Origin of the sequence: Streptomyces spongiae, from assembly GCF_009377185.1 — a bacterium.
Lineage (GTDB): Bacteria > Actinomycetota > Actinomycetes > Streptomycetales > Streptomycetaceae > Streptomyces > Streptomyces spongiae.
On sequence record NZ_VJZC01000039.1, the window covers coordinates 1 to 16,196 of the forward strand.

At 69.0% G+C, this 16,196-nt stretch carries 17 protein-coding genes; 11 read left to right on the top strand and 6 right to left on the bottom strand.

What is annotated here, in order from left to right; translation table 11 throughout:
- The coding region (locus FNH08_RS08770) for a beta-galactosidase (protein WP_152770831.1) at window positions 1-1,779 on the top strand (1,779 nt) is incomplete at its 5' end.
- Window positions 1,780-2,618: 839 nt separating this feature from the next.
- Window positions 2,619-3,053: a cupin domain-containing protein gene (locus FNH08_RS08775; protein ID WP_152770832.1), complete on the top strand. Its 435-nt coding sequence runs from the start codon at window positions 2,619-2,621 to the stop codon at window positions 3,051-3,053.
- A 1-nt stretch (window position 3,054) separates the two neighbouring features.
- Here the strand turns inward: FNH08_RS08775 and FNH08_RS51720 are convergent, their stop codons facing one another.
- From FNH08_RS51720 to FNH08_RS08790, 3 genes are all read right to left on the bottom strand, one after another.
- Window positions 3,055-3,696: a carboxylesterase family protein gene (locus FNH08_RS51720; RefSeq protein WP_322724055.1), complete on the bottom strand. Its 642-nt coding sequence runs from the start codon at window positions 3,694-3,696 to the stop codon at window positions 3,055-3,057.
- The gene (locus tag FNH08_RS51725; protein ID WP_152770834.1) at window positions 3,608-4,378 is read right to left on the bottom strand and encodes an NADPH-dependent F420 reductase; all 771 of its coding nucleotides are present in this window, start codon (window positions 4,376-4,378) and stop codon (window positions 3,608-3,610) included. Before FNH08_RS51725 ends, FNH08_RS51720 begins: the two co-directional genes overlap by 89 nt.
- 209 nt (window positions 4,379-4,587) lie before the next feature.
- The gene (locus FNH08_RS08790; protein ID WP_152770835.1) at window positions 4,588-5,205 is read right to left on the bottom strand and encodes a TetR/AcrR family transcriptional regulator; all 618 of its coding nucleotides are present in this window, start codon (window positions 5,203-5,205) and stop codon (window positions 4,588-4,590) included.
- Window positions 5,206-5,306: 101 nt separating this feature from the next.
- Here FNH08_RS08790 and FNH08_RS08795 point away from each other — a divergent pair, with 101 nt between their 5' ends.
- Both FNH08_RS08795 and FNH08_RS08800 read left to right on the top strand, forming a co-directional pair.
- A complete protein-coding gene (locus FNH08_RS08795) occupies window positions 5,307-6,788 on the top strand; it encodes an aldehyde dehydrogenase family protein (RefSeq protein WP_194238427.1) in 1,482 nt (493 codons plus the stop codon).
- Between the two features lie 262 nt (window positions 6,789-7,050).
- Window positions 7,051-7,518, top strand: a complete 468-nt coding sequence (locus FNH08_RS08800) for a hypothetical protein (RefSeq protein ID WP_152770837.1) — start codon at window positions 7,051-7,053, stop codon at window positions 7,516-7,518.
- Between the two features lie 298 nt (window positions 7,519-7,816).
- Here the strand turns inward: FNH08_RS08800 and FNH08_RS08805 are convergent, their stop codons facing one another.
- Window positions 7,817-8,737 (bottom strand): helix-turn-helix transcriptional regulator, encoded by a 921-nt coding sequence (locus FNH08_RS08805; RefSeq protein WP_152770838.1) that lies wholly within the window; start codon window positions 8,735-8,737, stop codon window positions 7,817-7,819.
- A gap of 172 nt (window positions 8,738-8,909) precedes the next feature.
- Here FNH08_RS08805 and FNH08_RS08810 point away from each other — a divergent pair, with 172 nt between their 5' ends.
- Window positions 8,910-9,953 (top strand): NAD(P)-dependent alcohol dehydrogenase, encoded by a 1,044-nt coding sequence (locus FNH08_RS08810; RefSeq protein WP_152770839.1) that lies wholly within the window; start codon window positions 8,910-8,912, stop codon window positions 9,951-9,953.
- On the opposite strand, the gene FNH08_RS08815 is transcribed toward FNH08_RS08810, so the two are convergent.
- Entirely contained in the window at window positions 9,920-10,216 is a 297-nt protein-coding gene (locus tag FNH08_RS08815; protein WP_152770840.1) for a hypothetical protein, read from the bottom strand. The two genes, FNH08_RS08810 and FNH08_RS08815, sit on opposite strands and share 34 nt — an antisense overlap.
- A 378-nt stretch (window positions 10,217-10,594) precedes the next feature.
- Here FNH08_RS08815 and FNH08_RS08820 point away from each other — a divergent pair, with 378 nt between their 5' ends.
- From FNH08_RS08820 to FNH08_RS51735, 6 genes are all read left to right on the top strand, one after another.
- Window positions 10,595-11,128 (top strand): 2,4'-dihydroxyacetophenone dioxygenase family protein, encoded by a 534-nt coding sequence (locus FNH08_RS08820; protein ID WP_152770841.1) that lies wholly within the window; start codon window positions 10,595-10,597, stop codon window positions 11,126-11,128.
- 154 nt (window positions 11,129-11,282) lie between these two features.
- Window positions 11,283-11,423 carry an alcohol dehydrogenase catalytic domain-containing protein gene (locus tag FNH08_RS53490; RefSeq protein WP_322724056.1) on the top strand — a complete coding sequence of 47 codons (141 nt, stop codon included), beginning with the start codon at window positions 11,283-11,285 and terminating at the stop codon, window positions 11,421-11,423.
- A gap of 146 nt (window positions 11,424-11,569) precedes the next feature.
- Window positions 11,570-11,827 carry a hypothetical protein gene (locus tag FNH08_RS08830; protein WP_152770842.1) on the top strand — a complete coding sequence of 86 codons (258 nt, stop codon included), beginning with the start codon at window positions 11,570-11,572 and terminating at the stop codon, window positions 11,825-11,827.
- Window positions 11,821-13,602, top strand: coding sequence for an ATP-binding protein (locus FNH08_RS08835; RefSeq protein ID WP_152770843.1), 1,782 nt, complete (start codon window positions 11,821-11,823; stop codon window positions 13,600-13,602). The genes FNH08_RS08830 and FNH08_RS08835 overlap by 7 nt, the downstream gene beginning before the upstream one ends.
- A 41-nt stretch (window positions 13,603-13,643) precedes the next feature.
- Entirely contained in the window at window positions 13,644-14,642 is a 999-nt protein-coding gene (locus tag FNH08_RS51730; RefSeq protein WP_228033991.1) for a hypothetical protein, read from the top strand.
- Window positions 14,615-14,794 carry a response regulator transcription factor gene (locus FNH08_RS51735; RefSeq protein ID WP_322724045.1) on the top strand — a complete coding sequence of 60 codons (180 nt, stop codon included), beginning with the start codon at window positions 14,615-14,617 and terminating at the stop codon, window positions 14,792-14,794. Before FNH08_RS51730 ends, FNH08_RS51735 begins: the two co-directional genes overlap by 28 nt.
- Before the next feature lie 521 nt (window positions 14,795-15,315).
- Here the strand turns inward: FNH08_RS51735 and FNH08_RS08845 are convergent.
- Window positions 15,316-15,522, bottom strand: a complete 207-nt coding sequence (locus FNH08_RS08845) for a hypothetical protein (protein WP_152770845.1) — start codon at window positions 15,520-15,522, stop codon at window positions 15,316-15,318.
- Window positions 15,523-16,196 lie beyond the last annotated feature (674 nt).

The following is a 16,196-nucleotide window of genomic DNA, read 5'->3' on the forward strand; positions in this document are numbered from 1 at the left end:
GACCTGGCCACCCCCACCGCGGCCCCGCCCGCCTGGTTCTTCAAGGCGCACCCGGAGGCGCTGCCGGTCGACCGGGACGGGCACCGACTGTCGTACGGCAGCCGTCAGACGTTCTGCCCGTCCAGCCCCGCCTACCGCAGAGCGGCGCTGCGTATCGCCGAAGCCCTCGCCGAGCGCTACGCCGACCACCCGGCCGTCGCCATGTGGCACGTCCACAACGAGTACGGCTGCCACAACGACGCCTGCTACTGCGACACCAGCGCCGCCGCCTTCCGCACCTGGCTGCGCAACCGCTACAACCACGATCTGGACGCCCTCAACCACGCCTGGGGCACCACCTTCTGGAGCCAGTGGTACTACTCGTGGGACCAGATCCTGCCGCCCCGTGCCACCGCGGCCCCGCCGAACCCCACCCACCGGCTGGACTGGCGCCGGTTCTGCTCCGACGAACTACTCTCGCTGTGCACCGCCGAACGCGAGGTACTGCGCCGGGCCGCTCCCCACATCCCCGCGACCACCAACTTCCTGGTCCTGCGCACCATCGACGCCCTCGACTACTGGCGCTGGGCACCGGAGTTGGACATCCTCTCCAACGACCACTACCTGATGTCCGACGACCCGGAAGCCGAGATCGACATCGCCCTCAACGGCGACCTCATGCGGTCGCTCACGGGCGGCCCGTGGTTCCTCATGGAGCACTCGACCGGTGCCGTCAACTGGCAGCCGGTCAACCGGGCGAAGCGGCCAAGAGAAATGCGGCGCAATGCCCTGGCCCATGTGGCCCATGGCGCCGACGGCATCGCGTTCTTCCAGTGGCGTGCGGCGAAGGCGGGCGCCGAGCAGTGGCACTCGGCGATGCTGCCCCACGTCGGCACCGACAGCCAGATCTGGCGGGACGTCGTCCAACTCGGCGCGGATCTCAGGGCGCTGGCCGAGGTTCGGGACTCCACGACCGCGGCCCAGGTGGCGATCGTCTGGGACTGGGACGCCCGGTGGGCACTGGAACTGCCCTCCCAGCCCACCGGCGAACTGCGCTACCAGGACCTGGCGCGCGACTGGTACACACCCCTGTGGCGAGCGGGAGTCGCCATCGACTTCGTACGCCCCGACGATCCCCAACTCGACCGCTATCAACTCGTGCTGGCGCCGTCGCTGTACCTGGTGACCGAGGCAGCCGCCGCGAACCTCGCCCGGTACGCCGAACGCGGGGGCACCCTTGCGGTCGGCTTCCACAGCGGCATGGTCGACCAGAACTGTCATGTGTACCTGGGCGGCTACCCCGGCGCGTTCCGCGATGTCCTCGGAGTGGTCACCGACGAACTCTTCCCCCTGCTGCCGGGAGAGACGACCGGCCTGACCGGCGACGTGCCTCCGGCCGCCACCGCCGACCTGTGGTCGGAACGCATGCGGCTCACCGGCGCGGAAGCCGTCGCCGCTTACGCCGATGGCCCCTTGGCGGGCCACCCCGCCGTCACCCGCCACCGACACGGCAACGGCACCGCCTGGTATGTGGCCACCCACCCCGACCAGGACACTCTCGCCGCTCTGCTCCGCCGCATGTGCCAGGAGGCCGGCGTCACACCGGAGCACCAGGCTCCCGCCGGGATCGAGGTCGTCCGACGCCTCGGCGCCGAAGCGAACTACCTGTTCCTCATCGACCACACCGGCAAGGGCGCCGACGTTGCCGCCGAAGGCGTCGAACTCCTCACCGCCACACCGATCACCGGCAGTGTCACCGTCCCACCGGGGGGCGTCGCCGTCGTCCGCGAATCCCGCTGATCAGTGCAGCCTTGCGCTCAAGCGGTAACGGCCGGACGAAGTGGGCACGACGACACCCCACCCGCGCGGTCGAGGAAGCACATCCCGACGGTCGCGTCGCTGGTGGCGGGCACGACCGCGACATACACGAGCGTTCGGCTCTGATCGCTCACCTTCCACTCGCTTTCGATCTCCCCACCGACTAGCAGGACCGGGTTCTCGACGCCCTGGCCCGCTGGGGCGGACATGGCCGCAATTGGTCAAGGGCGATCGGGGTTGGTGGTTGGTCTACGTTGTCGGTGGGCCTGATGGGCTGTCGCATGCTCCGGAAGATCCAGTGGTCTGGGCATGGCTTGTGGTTGGTTGCCCGCGATGGCTCGCGCTACCTGGATGCCGCTGTTCGTGGTCCTCGCCCAGAGCCAGGACGCCGCCGATGAGCTCGCTTCACGCCGCCCGCATCCACGACCGCACAGCTACCGACGACGGCGCCCTCCATCCACACCCCACATTGCGACTTGCCTAAGCCAAGCAACCCTCTATACGATTGAGTAAGTCAAGCAATCTCCATCTCTGTGCAGCCCGTCTGAGGCCCTGCCATGTCCGACGCAACGGAGACGCCGCCGACCTGAGCGGCATACCGCACGGGGAAACCTCGGCGCGGTGCCCTGCCGGGCGCGGGAATCAGGAACCCACGCCGACTGAACGACCAAGTCCCGCACTCCATCCGGGCTTTGGGGTGGGGTGGGAGCCGAGACGCATCAGTGATGGACTTTGATTGCGGAACGAACACGCCCCCTTGCAGAGAGGGGCATGTTCCACAGTCGGGGCGTCTGCCTCGTTTGCCCACGGAAAGGCTATCGATGCGCAACCTACTCCGCACAGGGCTGATAGCAGCCGTAGCCCTCAGCTCGTCGCTCGTCGCAGGGTCCGCCCAGGCCACTCCCCCCGGCCCGGGAGTCAAGGGCACAGTAATCTCGCAGACCACTATCGGCGACAAGGACTACATCCTCCGGGAGATCACGATCCCACCGGGCCAGAGCACGGGATGGCACTACCACGACGGAACCTTGTACGGCTTTGTCAAGCAGGGCACCCTGAGCCACTTCGATTCAACCTGCGAACCCGACGGCGTCTACAAGGCCGGCAGCACCATCACGGAGATGAGTGGTTCCGATCATGTGCACATCGGCCGCAACCTCGGGACCACTCCACTGGTCCTGGACGTCCTCTACGTGTTGCCGCACGGCGCGCCGTTTTCCGCCGACGCCCCCAATCCGGGCTGCGACTTCCAGTAGTTCAGTCAGGCCAGCCCTGACCTGACACATTTTCGTGACGAGAAGGCCGACACCGAGCAGCACCGGTGTCGGCCTTTTCGAGACAGGACGTAAATGCTTCGGCTCCGTTGCAGTCTCGGTGGTGACGGAGCAAGAACCAGCGCGCGGCTGAGGTGTTCGGGCGGTGGTTCAGCGACACGATGACGACATCGGCGACCTCTCCCAAAGACGCCGTCGCGGCGGGGCCCGGCTGATCCTTGGGAGAACAGCCGCCATGGAGCCACACCATGACGCGCCGGGCGGGGTCGGCAGGCTGGGCCTGAGTCCAGATGTTGAGGTAAAGGCAGTCCTGGGGTTCCGGTCGGGGGTCCAGCCGGGTCGGCATGTCCGGGTTGCCCTGGAGGCTCGTTGCGGGACTCGAGCTGAGCGAAGCGCTCCTCGTCGCGGTCGAAGGCGTCGGCCAGTACCGGCAGTTACCCGGAGCGCTGGTGCGGGTTGGTCCACCCGCCCATGCGGTGAAGGCCTCGGCTGGTAACGCCCTTCTTGACGCTCCGGCGGGGCGCGAGGGGACTGAGTCAGCGCAGCAGGCGGTCGGCCGTGAGTACGCGGGGTGTTTCGGCCAGGAGGGTGCGCAGCCGGTGCGCGGGCAGCGGGGCGCCCGGATCCTTGGGCGGCACTGCCTGCACCGGGCCGCCGGAGCGGATCTCCTCGCCCAACTCGGCCAAGAAGGTCCTCGCCGCGTCGGGGTCGGCGAAGTAGGCCGCCGTGTAAGGGGCGGTCTCCGGCTCGAAGCGCCAACTCTCGACCAGAGAGCCGGCGTCGACGGTGTCGAAGCCAAGCCGGTCGATCAGGGCGGCGGCGCTCGCCTTCGCCTCCGGGTCGTCGCCCGCGATCGGCAGGGCGGTGCGATCGGCGGCTCCCGCAGGACGGGCGAGCGCCGGGATGTGCTGATCGCCGATGTTGTTGAACGCCTTGACGAGCTTCGCGCCGACCAGGTGTTCCTGGACGAGTTCGCTCGTGGTGGTCCTGCCCGAGTCGAGCACTTCGAAAGTCCCGTCGCGGAACGGGTAGTAGTTGATCGTGTCGAGCACGACCTTGTCCGCCAGCGCGCCTACCGGCAGCAGCCGGTAGGCGCCGAGCGGGATGCTCACCACTACCCAGTCCCCCGCCCGGGCCGCCTCCTCGGGCGTTGCGGCCCAGGCGCGCTCACCGAGCTCCGCGACCTTCTGGGCCAGGCTCTGGGGCCCGCGGGAATTGGATAGGACGACGTCGAGACCCGCCGCGATCGCGAGTCGGGCGAGCCGCGTGCCAATGTTGCCGCTGCCGATGAAGCCAAGGGTTGGCATGAATGGGTTCTCCTCATCTGGTGGAATCTGTGGCCCCCGGATGGAGCGCAGCGGACGCGCTCTCCGAGCGACCGCGTACTGGAGATCGGCCACAGGACCGTCCCGCAGTGGCAGGTGCGCGAAGGGGCCGTCGGGGATCTCGTCCGCGGTGTCGACGGCGGACCGGTAAGGGGCGGAGTCGGTCACGTCGCCGCTCGGGTTCGTCGCCCTCAGCGTGCGGGATCGACGGCGTGTGCTCGCAGGGTGAGGAAGATCGAGTCGAATACGTCGAGGAGTGGCTCTTCGGTGAGAGTCGTCTTGGTCATCAGCATCCCGCCCTGCAGGATCGCGAGAATCGAGCGGGCGAGTCGGTGACCGTCGGTGTCGGCCCGGAGCAGGCCGGCGCTGATCATGCGCTCGATCCCGGCCTGGAGCAGGCTCTGCCATTCGGTCCACACGTTCTGGACTGTCGCGGCCACCTGGTCGTGACTGCTGAGTTCATTGATCATCGAGCCGATGGGGCAACCCCAACTGGGCTGCTCCCGGTAGAAGGCCGTGATCGCCTCGCGCCACTTCTGCCACGACTCCCAGGAGTCGAGCTCGTCCAGGTGGGGCCGCTGCGCGTCGAACAGCCGCGCGGCCTGCCACTGCGTGAGCGCGCTGACGAGGTCGGGCTTGCCTTCGGGGAAGTAGTGGAAGAGCTGACTCCTGCTCGTCCTCGTTGCGCTGCGGATGTCCTCCAGCGTCGTCGCGTTCACGCCTCGCGCCAGGACGAGCTCCGCGGCTGCCTCCACGATGCGGGCACGGGTGGCCAGTCCCTTGCGAGTGAGGCCCTCTGGAGTGCTCATGCGCCCACCCTACCGTTCTGGACAGCTTCATCTGCTATTTTGGATGAAGACGTCCAAAAACATGGACGGCCATGTTCAAAACATGCGTACAGGAGTTCTCCATGGCACTGCAGAGTCAAACGGCGCCCGTGGTCGAGCGGGACCTGTTCATCGACAACGAGTGGCTCCCGAGCGCGGACGGCCGCACGGGGTCACTGATCAATCCGGCGACGGAAGAGCCGTACGGCAGGTTCGCACTGGCGTCCAGTGCCGACGTGGACGCCGCGGTGCGGGCCGCACGAACGGCGTTCGACGAGGGGCCGTGGCCGCGACTCTCCCTGAAGGAACGAGCCGACCACATGCTCGCGCTCGCCGACGAGATCGATCGGAACGCGGACACCATCGCCGAGCTCACGATGTTCGAAACCGGGCTGATCCTCGGTAACTGCCGCGGAAACGTACTGGCCTTCTCCGGTATGTTGCGGTACTACGCAAGCCTTGCCGACTCGACCGAACTCCACGAGGTCCGCACCGGCGCGAGCGGCGTCACCGCGCGCATCGAGAAGCGGCCCGTCGGTGTCGTGGTCGCGATCGTGCCGTGGAACGCGCCACTCGGTCTTGCCGGCTTCAAGCTCCCTCCGGCGCTCCTCGCCGGCTGCACGGTCGTCATGAAGCCGTCCGACTTCTCGCCGCTGAGCGCCGGCTACATCGCGGACGCCGCACTCAAGGTCGGTCTGCCGCCCGGCGTGATCAACGTCCTCACCGCCGGTCCTGAGCAGAGCCGGCAGCTCGTCAGCCACCCGGGCGTGGACAAGGTGACGTTCACCGGATCGACGGGCGTCGGGCGCGCGATCGCCGCGGCCGCGGCGCCCACGCTCAAGCGGGTCACGCTCGAACTCGGCGGCAAGTCGCCGGCGGTGATCCTGCCGGACGCGGATCTCGAGCGGCTCGTCCACACACTGCCGATCAACATCTGCAACAACAACGGCGCGCAGTGCGTGGAGCCGAGCCGGCTGATCGTTCCCGAGAGCCGCAAGGACGAGATCGTCGGGGCGCTGGCCGAAGCGATCGCACAGGTGAAGGTCGGAGATCCGGCCGACCCGGACGTGCTGGTCGGCCCGATGATCAACAAGGGGCACTACGACAAGGTCCTCGGCTTCTTCGAGACGGCCCGGCTGGAAGGCGCGACATTCGCCGTCGGCGGTGGCCGTGCGCCCGGGTTCGACAAGGGCTACTACGTCTCACCGACCATCATCACCGATGTGTCGCCTGACTCCCGTGTCGCACAGGAGGAGATATTCGGCCCGGTGACCGCCGTCCTCACCTACCGCGACGAGGCCGAGGCCATCCGGCTCGCCAACCACACCGAGTTCGGGCTCAACGCCGCTGTCTACAGCAGTGACACGCAGCATGCGCTCGAGGTCGCCCGCCAGATCCACAGCGGCACGGTCGCGATCAACAACGGCATCACCGTCGATCTCGCGGTGCCGTTCGGCGGCGTCAAGCAGTCGGGTTACGGGCGTGAACTCGGCCCCGAAGGTCTCGACGCGTTCTACAACACGCACGCGATCTTCCTCGACGGCGAACCGATCACGTCGCTCTAGCGTCATACGGACGCCCCGGGTCCGACGACGCGAAGACGGACCCCGGCCGCCCGCTCGCCACTGCACCGGAGGCTCCTCGATCCGGAGGGCCTCCGGTGTGGCCGACGAGTGCTCGAAAGGACAGTGGCTGCCGCGAAGGTGTGGGCCGACCGCATCCTGCACGAGGCACAACAGACCGCCGACCCTGTACACCTCGTCCATCTCTTCGGCATCGCCGTCAAGTACGCACATGCACCCCTGCACACGGTGGAAGACGCCGAACATGAACGCTGCATCCCGCATCGCCCAGGACAGCAAACGCGGTGGCGCAGCACAACAGTGCTGTACCTGCGACCGGTTGCTCGCCGGCGCTGAAGGCGGGCGGCAAGTACGCGAGGCCTTCAGCACTGCGGTCTTCGGTCCGCGGCTGCTGCCCGAGTACGGCCCCTTCCGTGACGGCAGGCAAGTCGCCACGACCGACGACCCGCTCTTCGCCGAGAAGCCGTTCACGGTTCCTGCGGGCGACGCGGCGTACAAGCTGACGACGTCGGTCAAGCGCAGCGTCAAGGTCACCCAGGCATCCACGCGGGCCGACACGAGCGGGACGTTCCGGCCGAAGAAGACTGCGGAGTGGCCTCAGCTCCCGGCCTCCTCGGTCCGCTTCAACAGGGACGGCGGCCGGGAAAACAAGGTCGCGGCGAAAGATGGGCACGTTCCCGGTAGTTGTCGAGGGCTCGGCGCTCGGCCGTAGCCTGAAGTCGCTGTCGCTGTCGCTGTCGGTGTCGGTGTCGGTGTCGGTGTCGGTGTCGGCTTACGCGTATTACGGCAAGTAGGTCGCCAGATTCATATTGGCGAACGGCCCATCGGAGGATGCCCTCGGCGGGCCGTTTTCGTTTCGTGACGTTGGTGCAGCCCAGGCCGTGTTTCCCACGGGCCCGTCTCGACCCGAATACCGGGGCCTCCGGCTCCTCAATGGCGACCGTCACCTCAAACCGGTCCGGCGGTGAAGGGCGAGGCCGTTCAGGCCGCGGGGCTGGGCACAGCCCCCGTCAGGAACCCGCGCCCGCCTTCGTCGCGTCCCGTCCCCAACTGGCCAGCAGTCGCAAGCCCTCCGCCGATGGTGATCCCGGTTCCACGTGGTAGACGATCAGCATTTGGTCGCTGTCGTCCGGGAGTCTCAACGACTCGAAGTTCAGGGTCAGTTCACCCACCAGCGGATGCCGGAACCGCTTCTCCCCGTGGTTCTTCTCCTTGACGTCGTGGGTCGCCCACAGCCGCCGGAACTCCTCGCTCTTCACCGACAGCTCACCCACCAGCGCGGACAGCTTCGGGTCCTCCGGATAGCAGCCGGCGTTCATGCGCAGATGGCAGACGATGTCGATCGCCCGCTGCTCCCAGTCCATGATCAGGTCGTGCAACTCGGGCCGCAGAAACACCAGCCGCGCCCAGTTACGGTCCTGCGGCGGCAACTCGGCCCAGTCCCCGAAGAGGGAAGCGGTCATCGTGTTCCACGCCAGGATGTCCGTACGCCGCCCCACGACGTACGCCGGTACGCTGTCCAGCGTGTCGAGGAGCTGCCGCAGCGTCCCGCGCACCACCTGCGCCCGCACCGACGGCTTCTTCTTGTGCTGCTTCGGCTTGGCGAGGTGCGTGAGGTGGGCGTGCTCCGCGTCCGTCAGCCGCAGAGCACGGGCGATGGCGTCGAGGATCTCCGCGGAGACATTCCGCCCGTTGCCCTGTTCCAACCTCGTGTAGTAGTTGACGGACACGCCTGCCAGCTGGGCCAGCTCCTCGCGGCGCAGCCCGGGCACCCGGCGGGGCCGCCCGAAGTCCGGCAGCCCCACGTCCTCCGGCTTGAGCCGGGCCCGCCGGGTGCGCAGGAACTCGCTGAGCTCGGCACGCCGGTCCAGGGCCCCGCCTGTGTTACCAGAGGCATCCGCCGGAGACACCGATGCGGAACGTTCGTCCATACGGTCCATTATTCCCAGCTGCACAGACATCAGCCTGCCCCCGCCAATGGTAGGCACGGCGAGCGTACCCACAAGCGTGGTCTGGGTGACAGCGCAAAGGCTCGACAGACTGATCGACGCACCCGGTCAGAAGGCGGCCGGGCGCGAATCCCCCCTGAGGAGAACCCCCGGCATGACCACCACTGTCGCCGCATACGCCGCCCCCTCCGCCAAGGCTCCGCTGGAGCGGACCACCATCGAGCGTCGTGAGGTCGGCGAGTGCGACGTCCTGATAGACATCAAGTTCACCGGTATCTGCCACTCCGACATCCACCAGGCCCGCGATGGCTGGAGCGAGGGCATCTTCCCGATGGTCCCCGGCCACGAGATCACCGGTCTCGTCGAGGCGGTCGGCTCCGGTGTCACCAAGTTCGCGGTCGGCGACCGCGTGGGCGTCGGCTGTCTGATCGACTCGTGCCGCGAGTGCGAGAACTGCGAGGCCGGCCTGGAGCAGTACTGCCACAAGGGCCCCATCGGCACCTACAACGCCCTCGACAAGAACGGTGAGCCGGCCTACGGCGGCTACTCCGAGAAGATCGTCGTCGACGAGAACTACACGTTCCGCATCCCCGACGGCCTCTCCCTCGACGTGGCCGCGCCGCTGCTCTGCGCCGGCATCACCACGTACTCCCCGCTCAAGCACTGGAACGCCGGCCCCGGCAAGAAGGTCGCGATCGTCGGCATGGGCGGCCTCGGCCACATGGGCGTCAAGATCGCGCACGCGCTCGGCGCCGAGGTGACCGTACTGTCGCAGTCGCTGCGCAAGAAGGAGGACGGCCTGAAGCTGGGCGCCTCGCACTACTACGCGACCAGCGACGAAGCCACCTTCACGGAGCTGCGCGGCACCTTCGACATCATCCTGTCCACGGTCTCCGCCCCGCTGAACCTGGACGTCTACCTCTCCCTCCTCAAGACGGACGGCGCGTTCCTGAACGTGGGCGGCCCCGAGGAGCCCGTCGCGCTGAACCTGTTCTCGGTGATGGCAGGCCGCAAGACCCTCGCCGGCTCCGGCATCGGCGGTATCCCGGAGACCCAGGAGATGCTGGACTTCTGCGCCGAGCACGGCCTGGGTGCGGAGATCGAGCTGATCAGCGCCTCGGAGATCAACGACGCGTACGAGCGGGTCCTGGCGAGCGACGTCCGCTACCGCTTCGTGATCGACACCGCGACGATCTGACCCTGTCGCGAACGGTGAGGGCCCCGGCGGGTGGTGAACGCGGGGCCCTCACCGCTGTCAGGAAGGGTCAGGGACAGCGGTAGAGGCCAGGAGCGGAGGGAGTCCCGCGGCGCCACCAGATCGGTCCCCACCAGAGCAGCACCACCCCTCAACGACGAGCCGATGAGCGGCAGTTGAGACTCACGAGTGGGCCGGCGCGCCGACTGGGGCGTGCCCAGCAGCACGAACCCGATCGGCTCGGCGACCGCCTCCGGCGTGGCCATGATGACCTCCGCGTCACCCTCGTAGGCGTGGTGGACGCGGCGGAGCCCGAGGTCGGCGTCGGTGATGACACGCCGTGGAGGACGCCGTACGCGGCCCCGCCGGGGAGGTGCGTATCCGAGTGGGCCAACCGCGGTGCCACAGCGGCGTGTTGTGGGCTGTCCGGTTCCTGACGGCCAGTGGCGCATCGTGGCTGTGAGCACCGAGCATCGGCCGACGACCTGACCGGCGCGGTCGTTCTCGGCGGGCGCGCCAGCCTGGTCGTGAGCCCCGTCGGCGTGTGTCCACATTCTGCAAGCGGTCATGTCTGCCACGGGAAAGAGGACACGTCTCCCTGCGGGATTCACTCCGGGAAGCCCGCGACGGAGGAGACCGTTCACATGCCCGACTTGCCCACCGGAGAGTTCTGGAAGGACCTCAGGCCGATCGAGAACTCCTTCCGCCCCGACGCCCTCCCCGAGGTCTACCTGTCCAAGGTGGCCACGGACGACGACCGCTATTACGTGCCGTTCACCGAGACCGTCGGCTCCCGCCCGCTGTGGATCAACGTCAAGGACAACAGCTGGGCCGACATCCTGCGGGCCAAAGAGGCGGGGCTGGTCAACCGGCACTACCACCCGCACGAGGTGTTCGCGTACGCGATCTCCGGCAAGTGGGGCTATCTGGAGCGGCTCTGGACGGCGACCGCGGGCGACTTCGTCTACGAGGCCCCGGGCGAGGGGCACACACTGGTCGCCTACGACAGCGACGAGCCGATGAAGGCGTTCTTCATCGTCAAGGGCCCGCTCGTCTGGCTGGACGAGAACGGCGAGCCCGACGGCTTCTTCGACGTGCACGACTACATCAAGATGTGCCGCGAGCACTACGAGAAGGTCGGGCTCGGCGCCGACCACGTCAACTCCCTGTTCCGCTGAGCGCCATGACGGAAACCGTCGTCGCTCCGGATACCAGTCACGAAGGGGCCCGGTGAAGGCGGCCCTCTGGTACGGGGCGAGGGATGTCCGCGTCGAGGACGTGGGGGTGACGCCGCCCGGGCCCGGCGAGGTCGTCCCGGGGGACCGGGTGGCGGTGGAGCCGCACTACCGGTGCGGCAGTTGCCCGCGGTGCCCCGCGGGGGAGTACAACATCTGCCGGCATTCCGGGTTCGCCGGGCGAGCCTGCCGCCGTCGCGCTGCACGCGGTGCGGCGGGCCGAGATCTGTCCCGGTGAGACCGCCGTCCTCGGCCTGGGACCGCTCGGACTGCTTGCGACCCAGCTGGCGGCCCTGTACGGCGCGGGGCGCATCGCCGCGAGCCGGCTCTCCGCCCGGGAGCCGCCGAGACCAGTACAGACCTCGCCGAGGTGAACAGACGATCATGAAAAGTGTGGGATATCGCGCACTGGAGCACGTCGTACGGGACGGATTCGAGGCGCTGCTGCGCGGAGAGGAGCAGGTCAAAGTGCTGGCGGGGCGGCGGGCGTTCGTGACGGGTGTAACGTCCGGAATCGGCGCAGCCACCGGCGTTCTCGTCGCCGAACCGGGCGCCGTGGTGACCGCACTCGGCCTGCCCCCCGCCGACCCGGCCGACCTGCCGTATCCACGACCGAGAAGGAGACCGGAGGCCCGATGGTGACGCAGATCGGACGACACCGCGAGGGTTCGGGGCCCGCAAGTGGCGTGGAACGCGGTGATCCGTCCGGTGCGGTCCCGGTTGCGGCGGTGACTCGCGCCCTGGTCGGCAGGAACGATGCCCTCGCCGGCGTGACGCGGGCGCTGCGGTGCGGGCGATCGCTGGTGCTCATCGAGGGAGAACCCGGCATCGGCAAGTCCCGGCTGCTGCACGAGGCGCTCACCGCTGTCGCGGACCACGCGGTCCTGCTCGCGCCGTGCCCGCCCGTGCGCGAGCCGTTCCCCCTGGGGCCGATCGTGGACGGAGTGCGGCGGCTGCGACCGACGCCGTCCGGCCTGAGGCTGACCTCGCTCGCCGGCGCGTTACGGCCGCTGTTCCCCGAGTGGGCCGACGAGCTGCCGCCGGCACTGGAGGCACTGGAGGACCCGCAGGAAACCCGGCACCGACTGCTGCGCGCGCTGACGGAACTGCTCGAGCGGCTCGGCGTCGCGACGCTCGTGGTCGAGGACGCGCACTGGGCGGATGCGGCGACGCTGGAATGGCTGCTCACCCTGTGCGCCTCCGGTGAACCGCGCATGTCGATCGTGCTGACGTACCGCCCGCACGACGTCCCCGCCGGGTCGTTGCTGCGGCGCCTGACGTCCCGTCGCCCCGTCGGCATGACCCTGACCAGGGTCGGGATCCAGCCGTTGGACGTGCGGCAGACCGGGGAGCTGGTCCGGTCGATCCTCGGCGCGGACGAGGTCTCCGAGCAGTTCGCCGTGGTGCTGCACCAGCGCACCGACGGCGTCCCGCTGGCGATAGAGGAAACGATCCGGTCGATGCGGGAGCGCGGCGACATCGTCCACCGGGACGGCGAGTGGATCCGCCGGGCGCTCGACGAGCTGCACGTGTCACCGACGCTGCGGGATTCGATCCTGGAGCGCGTGGACCGGCTTCCCGTTCAGGCGCGGCGAGTGCTGGAGGCAGCCGCCGTGCTGGGCGAGCCGGCCGACGTGGCGCTGTTACAGGCGGTCGCCGACGTGGAGGGCGAGGCCGGACGGCGCGGCATCGCCCGCGGCCTCGCCGCGGGTCTGCTGCGTGACGCGGGCGGTGGCCGGCTGGCGTTCCGGCACGTGCTCGACGCGGAGGCCGTTGCGGAGGCGATCCCGGCGTCGGACCGGTGGCAGCTGCACCGGCGGGCCGCGGAGAACCTGCGGAACCTTGATCCGCAGCCGGTTGCCCGGCTGATTCGGCACCTGCGCGAAGCCAACGACATGAGCGGCTGGGCCGCCTGCGGCGAGCAGGCCGCGGACCTGGCCTGGGACTCGGGTGACGACCAGACCGCCGTGGCGCTGCTGCTGGAGGTGTTGACCGAGGTCGAGCACCCGGTGGAGGCACAGGTCCGCCTGGCGCGGAAGATCGGGCGGTTCACGGCGGCCGGGGGTGCTTCGTTCGCCACCACGGCGACAGGCGTGACGAGCGCACTGCGCTCCGTCCTGACCCATGCCGACCTCCCGGCGGGTGACCGTGGTGAGATCAGGCTGCTGTTGGGTCGTCTCCTTCTCCAGCTGGGGCAGTTCGACGTCGTCTACCAGGAGGTCGAGGCCGCTGTGCCCGACCTGGCCGCCCGGCCCGCCCTCGCGGCGAAGGCGATGCTGTCCTTGGCACTACCGCGTGGACCGTGGCCGGCGAGCGCCCACCTGGCCTGGCTGGTGCGCGCGGACGAACTGATGTCGCAGGTGCGGACTCGGGCGGAGTCGCTGGATCTGACGGCGACCGGGCGTCGATCCTGCTGATGTTCGGCGAGGAAGCCGGGTGGCAGGTGGCACGTGAGGTCATGAGCGACGCCCGGACCATGGCCGAGCGGCGGCAGATCGCACGCGGCTTGATCAACTTGGGTCACATGGCGATCACCTGGGGTCTGTACGAGCAGGCTGAGCAGTTCCTGGCCGACGCCGTCGAGGAGATCCACGCGACCGGCTACCAGCGGCTGCTCGGCATCGCGCGCAGCACCCAGGCCCGACTGGAGTGGTATGTCGGCGCATGGTCGGGCCTGGCGGACAAGGTCACGGCAGCGGCGGAGTCCGCCGCGAGCCTGCACGAGGCGAGGATCGAAGCGAGCGGGATCCTCGCACTACTGGACCTCGCCGAAGGGCGCCGGGGCGCGTCCGGACGACGGATGCGCGACCTGCTCGACGAACCGGCCGGCGCGGCATGGCGGATGCCATGGTCGTCCCCGCCGCGGCCCTGGGCCGCTCGGCCCTGCGACGGCGCAGTCGACGAGGCACTGGACGTCACGGCGGACCTGGTGGCGACGATCGCGCGGAAAGGCCTGTGGCTGTGGGCGACCGACGTGCTTCCGGTCCGGGTCGAGGCACTTCTCGCCGTCGGTGCGGACGCGGAAGTCGATTCCCTGCTCGGGCAGTTCGCGGTCTGGCTCGACGAAGTGGACGCACCGACGCCGACCGCCGCACTGGCCACCTGCCGGGCCGTCGTGGCCGAGGCGAGGCGCAGCGGCGATGCGGCAGAACTGTTCGCCCATGCCGCAGCGGCATGGGCGGCACTGCCGCGACCGTACGACGAACTGCTCGCCCTCGAGCGGCGCGGCCGATGCCTGATTGTGATGGGTCGTCAGGACGAGGCGCTGCGGCTGCTGTCGGACACCGAGCGCCGGCTGCGCGAACTGGGCGCGAAGCGGGATCCGACCGGGTCGCCCAGGTGCTGCGCGAGCACGGCACGGAGGTGGTGCGCACCTGGCGGCGTGGACCACTGGGCTACGGTGACCAGTTGTCGCCCCGGGAGCTGGAGGTGGCCGGGCTGGCCGCGCAGGGCATGACGAACCGGCAGATCGCGGGCACGCTGTACATCAGCCACCGCACGGTCGGGCAGCACCTGTCCGGGGCGATGCGCAAACTCGGTGTCTCGTCCCGCACCGCGCTGGCGGTGGCGGCATCCAGGGCGGGACTGCTGCCGCCGGAGAAGGAGTGACGCATGCCGCAGGTGTAGGCCGCTGACTACTCGCCGACGCCGGACTGCGGTGTCGGGCAGTCGAAGTGCGGGCCACTCGGGCTGTCGTGGTGCTGTAACGGTTGCCGTTTGCCTCCAAGGCGAGGCGGACGCCGCTGACGAGGACCTGTACGTGGACCGTTCCCCGCTGCCTGCAGCCCAGGCTGGAGTCCCGTCAGGCGAACTTGTCGATCGCGACGACGGTGCCGTCACCCTTGGGCCGCCCCGAGCCGGACGGCGAGGCCGGCGACCGCGCGCGAGACCTGGCGATCCGACACCGGGACCGGTCGGCGCGTCACTTGGCACGGTGTGATCGCCGTGACGGCGGTCGGTGACGACCGGAGTGAGAGCCCGTATGCCGACCTGACCGGGAGGCGACGGACGGCAGACGGCGATCGGTGGCCCTCGCCCGAAGGAGAGCACCGATCGCCGCCGGCGCGTCTGGATGGTGTCCGAAGCGGTACCGTCAGGGGCTGTGGACCACCACTACCCCGCGGTGATCGTCACCTGATCCCGAAGGCGCGCTCCACAGTCTGGTCGACCGAGTGCCCGTTCCCGTCGGTCGCCACGGTGCGCAGGCTCGCGTACTTCGGCGTGTGCGTGCCGCCGGGAACCTTGAGCGTTGCCTTCCACTTGCCGGTCGTACCTGTCGGGGCCAGCGCGAGCCCGCTCCAGGTCTGACCGTCGTCGTAGGAGATCCACGACTGCACCTTGGTGATCTCCGCCTCGCCGGTTCGCGTGGGCTGCGCTTCGTAGCGTGAAGACCCGATCCGGAGAGAAGGTCGGGTCGTAGGAGCCGAAAGACGCAGCTCTGAACCGGAGTTCCGGGCGGGGGCTGTGCGCATGGTGAAAGCGGCCTTCGTCGAGGCCTGGACCGGACCGAAGGAACAACGCCGCCGAGGCCGCCGGCACATCTGCGCCATCATGTGCTGCGGCAGCCTTCAGCACATGCTCATGGACTACACGCCCGCACCGAAACGGGGACCCACACCGAGTACCTGGTCGGCTGACTCCAGCGCGCTCCATTCGACCGGGAGCGGTTCTTCCCCGTGGTCCGCGTGCACCCCGAGACCGGGGAACGGGTCCGGACTGGTGCAGGTCGAATGCCGAGCGAGCCCCGGACGGTTGGACCGGGCCCGTCGTGTGCCCGTCTGATTTTCAGTTGTGGTCACCAGCGGACATACACGTGCGGGCGGCGATCCGGTCCGCTGTCGCTGAAGGTGTCGGCGAACGGGGTGGTGATCACCACCTTGCCGGGGTAGGCGGGCACCAGCGGGTCGGTGACGGATGCGGGGCGTCAATTTCCACCAGACCTTGTCGTTCACGCCGTAGTTGGTGGTGTCGTTGCTGGCGCCCGCGATCCGGTCGACGGCCGCAGCCTGTA

Bases quoted from the DNA above. Each gene is read 5' to 3' on its own strand.
- FNH08_RS08805 (WP_152770838.1), bottom strand. From the start codon at position 8,737: ATGGACGAACGTTCCGCATCGGTGTCTCCGGCGGATGCCTCTGGTAAC.
- FNH08_RS08775 (WP_152770832.1), top strand. From the start codon at position 2,619: ATGCGCAACCTACTCCGCACAGGGCTGATAGCAGCCGTAGCCCTCAGC.
- FNH08_RS08835 (WP_152770843.1), top strand. From the start codon at position 11,821: ATGGTGACGCAGATCGGACGACACCGCGAGGGTTCGGGGCCCGCAAGT.
- FNH08_RS08820 (WP_152770841.1), top strand. From the start codon at position 10,595: ATGCCCGACTTGCCCACCGGAGAGTTCTGGAAGGACCTCAGGCCGATC.
- FNH08_RS08830 (WP_152770842.1), top strand. From the start codon at position 11,570: ATGAAAAGTGTGGGATATCGCGCACTGGAGCACGTCGTACGGGACGGA.
- FNH08_RS08815 (WP_152770840.1), bottom strand. From the start codon at position 10,216: ATGGCCACGCCGGAGGCGGTCGCCGAGCCGATCGGGTTCGTGCTGCTG.
- FNH08_RS08790 (WP_152770835.1), bottom strand. From the start codon at position 5,205: ATGAGCACTCCAGAGGGCCTCACTCGCAAGGGACTGGCCACCCGTGCC.
- FNH08_RS08810 (WP_152770839.1), top strand. From the start codon at position 8,910: ATGACCACCACTGTCGCCGCATACGCCGCCCCCTCCGCCAAGGCTCCG.
- FNH08_RS08795 (WP_194238427.1), top strand. From the start codon at position 5,307: ATGGCACTGCAGAGTCAAACGGCGCCCGTGGTCGAGCGGGACCTGTTC.
- FNH08_RS51725 (WP_152770834.1), bottom strand. From the start codon at position 4,378: ATGCCAACCCTTGGCTTCATCGGCAGCGGCAACATTGGCACGCGGCTC.
- FNH08_RS51730 (WP_228033991.1), top strand. From the start codon at position 13,644: ATGAGCGACGCCCGGACCATGGCCGAGCGGCGGCAGATCGCACGCGGC.
- FNH08_RS08800 (WP_152770837.1), top strand. From the start codon at position 7,051: ATGAACGCTGCATCCCGCATCGCCCAGGACAGCAAACGCGGTGGCGCA.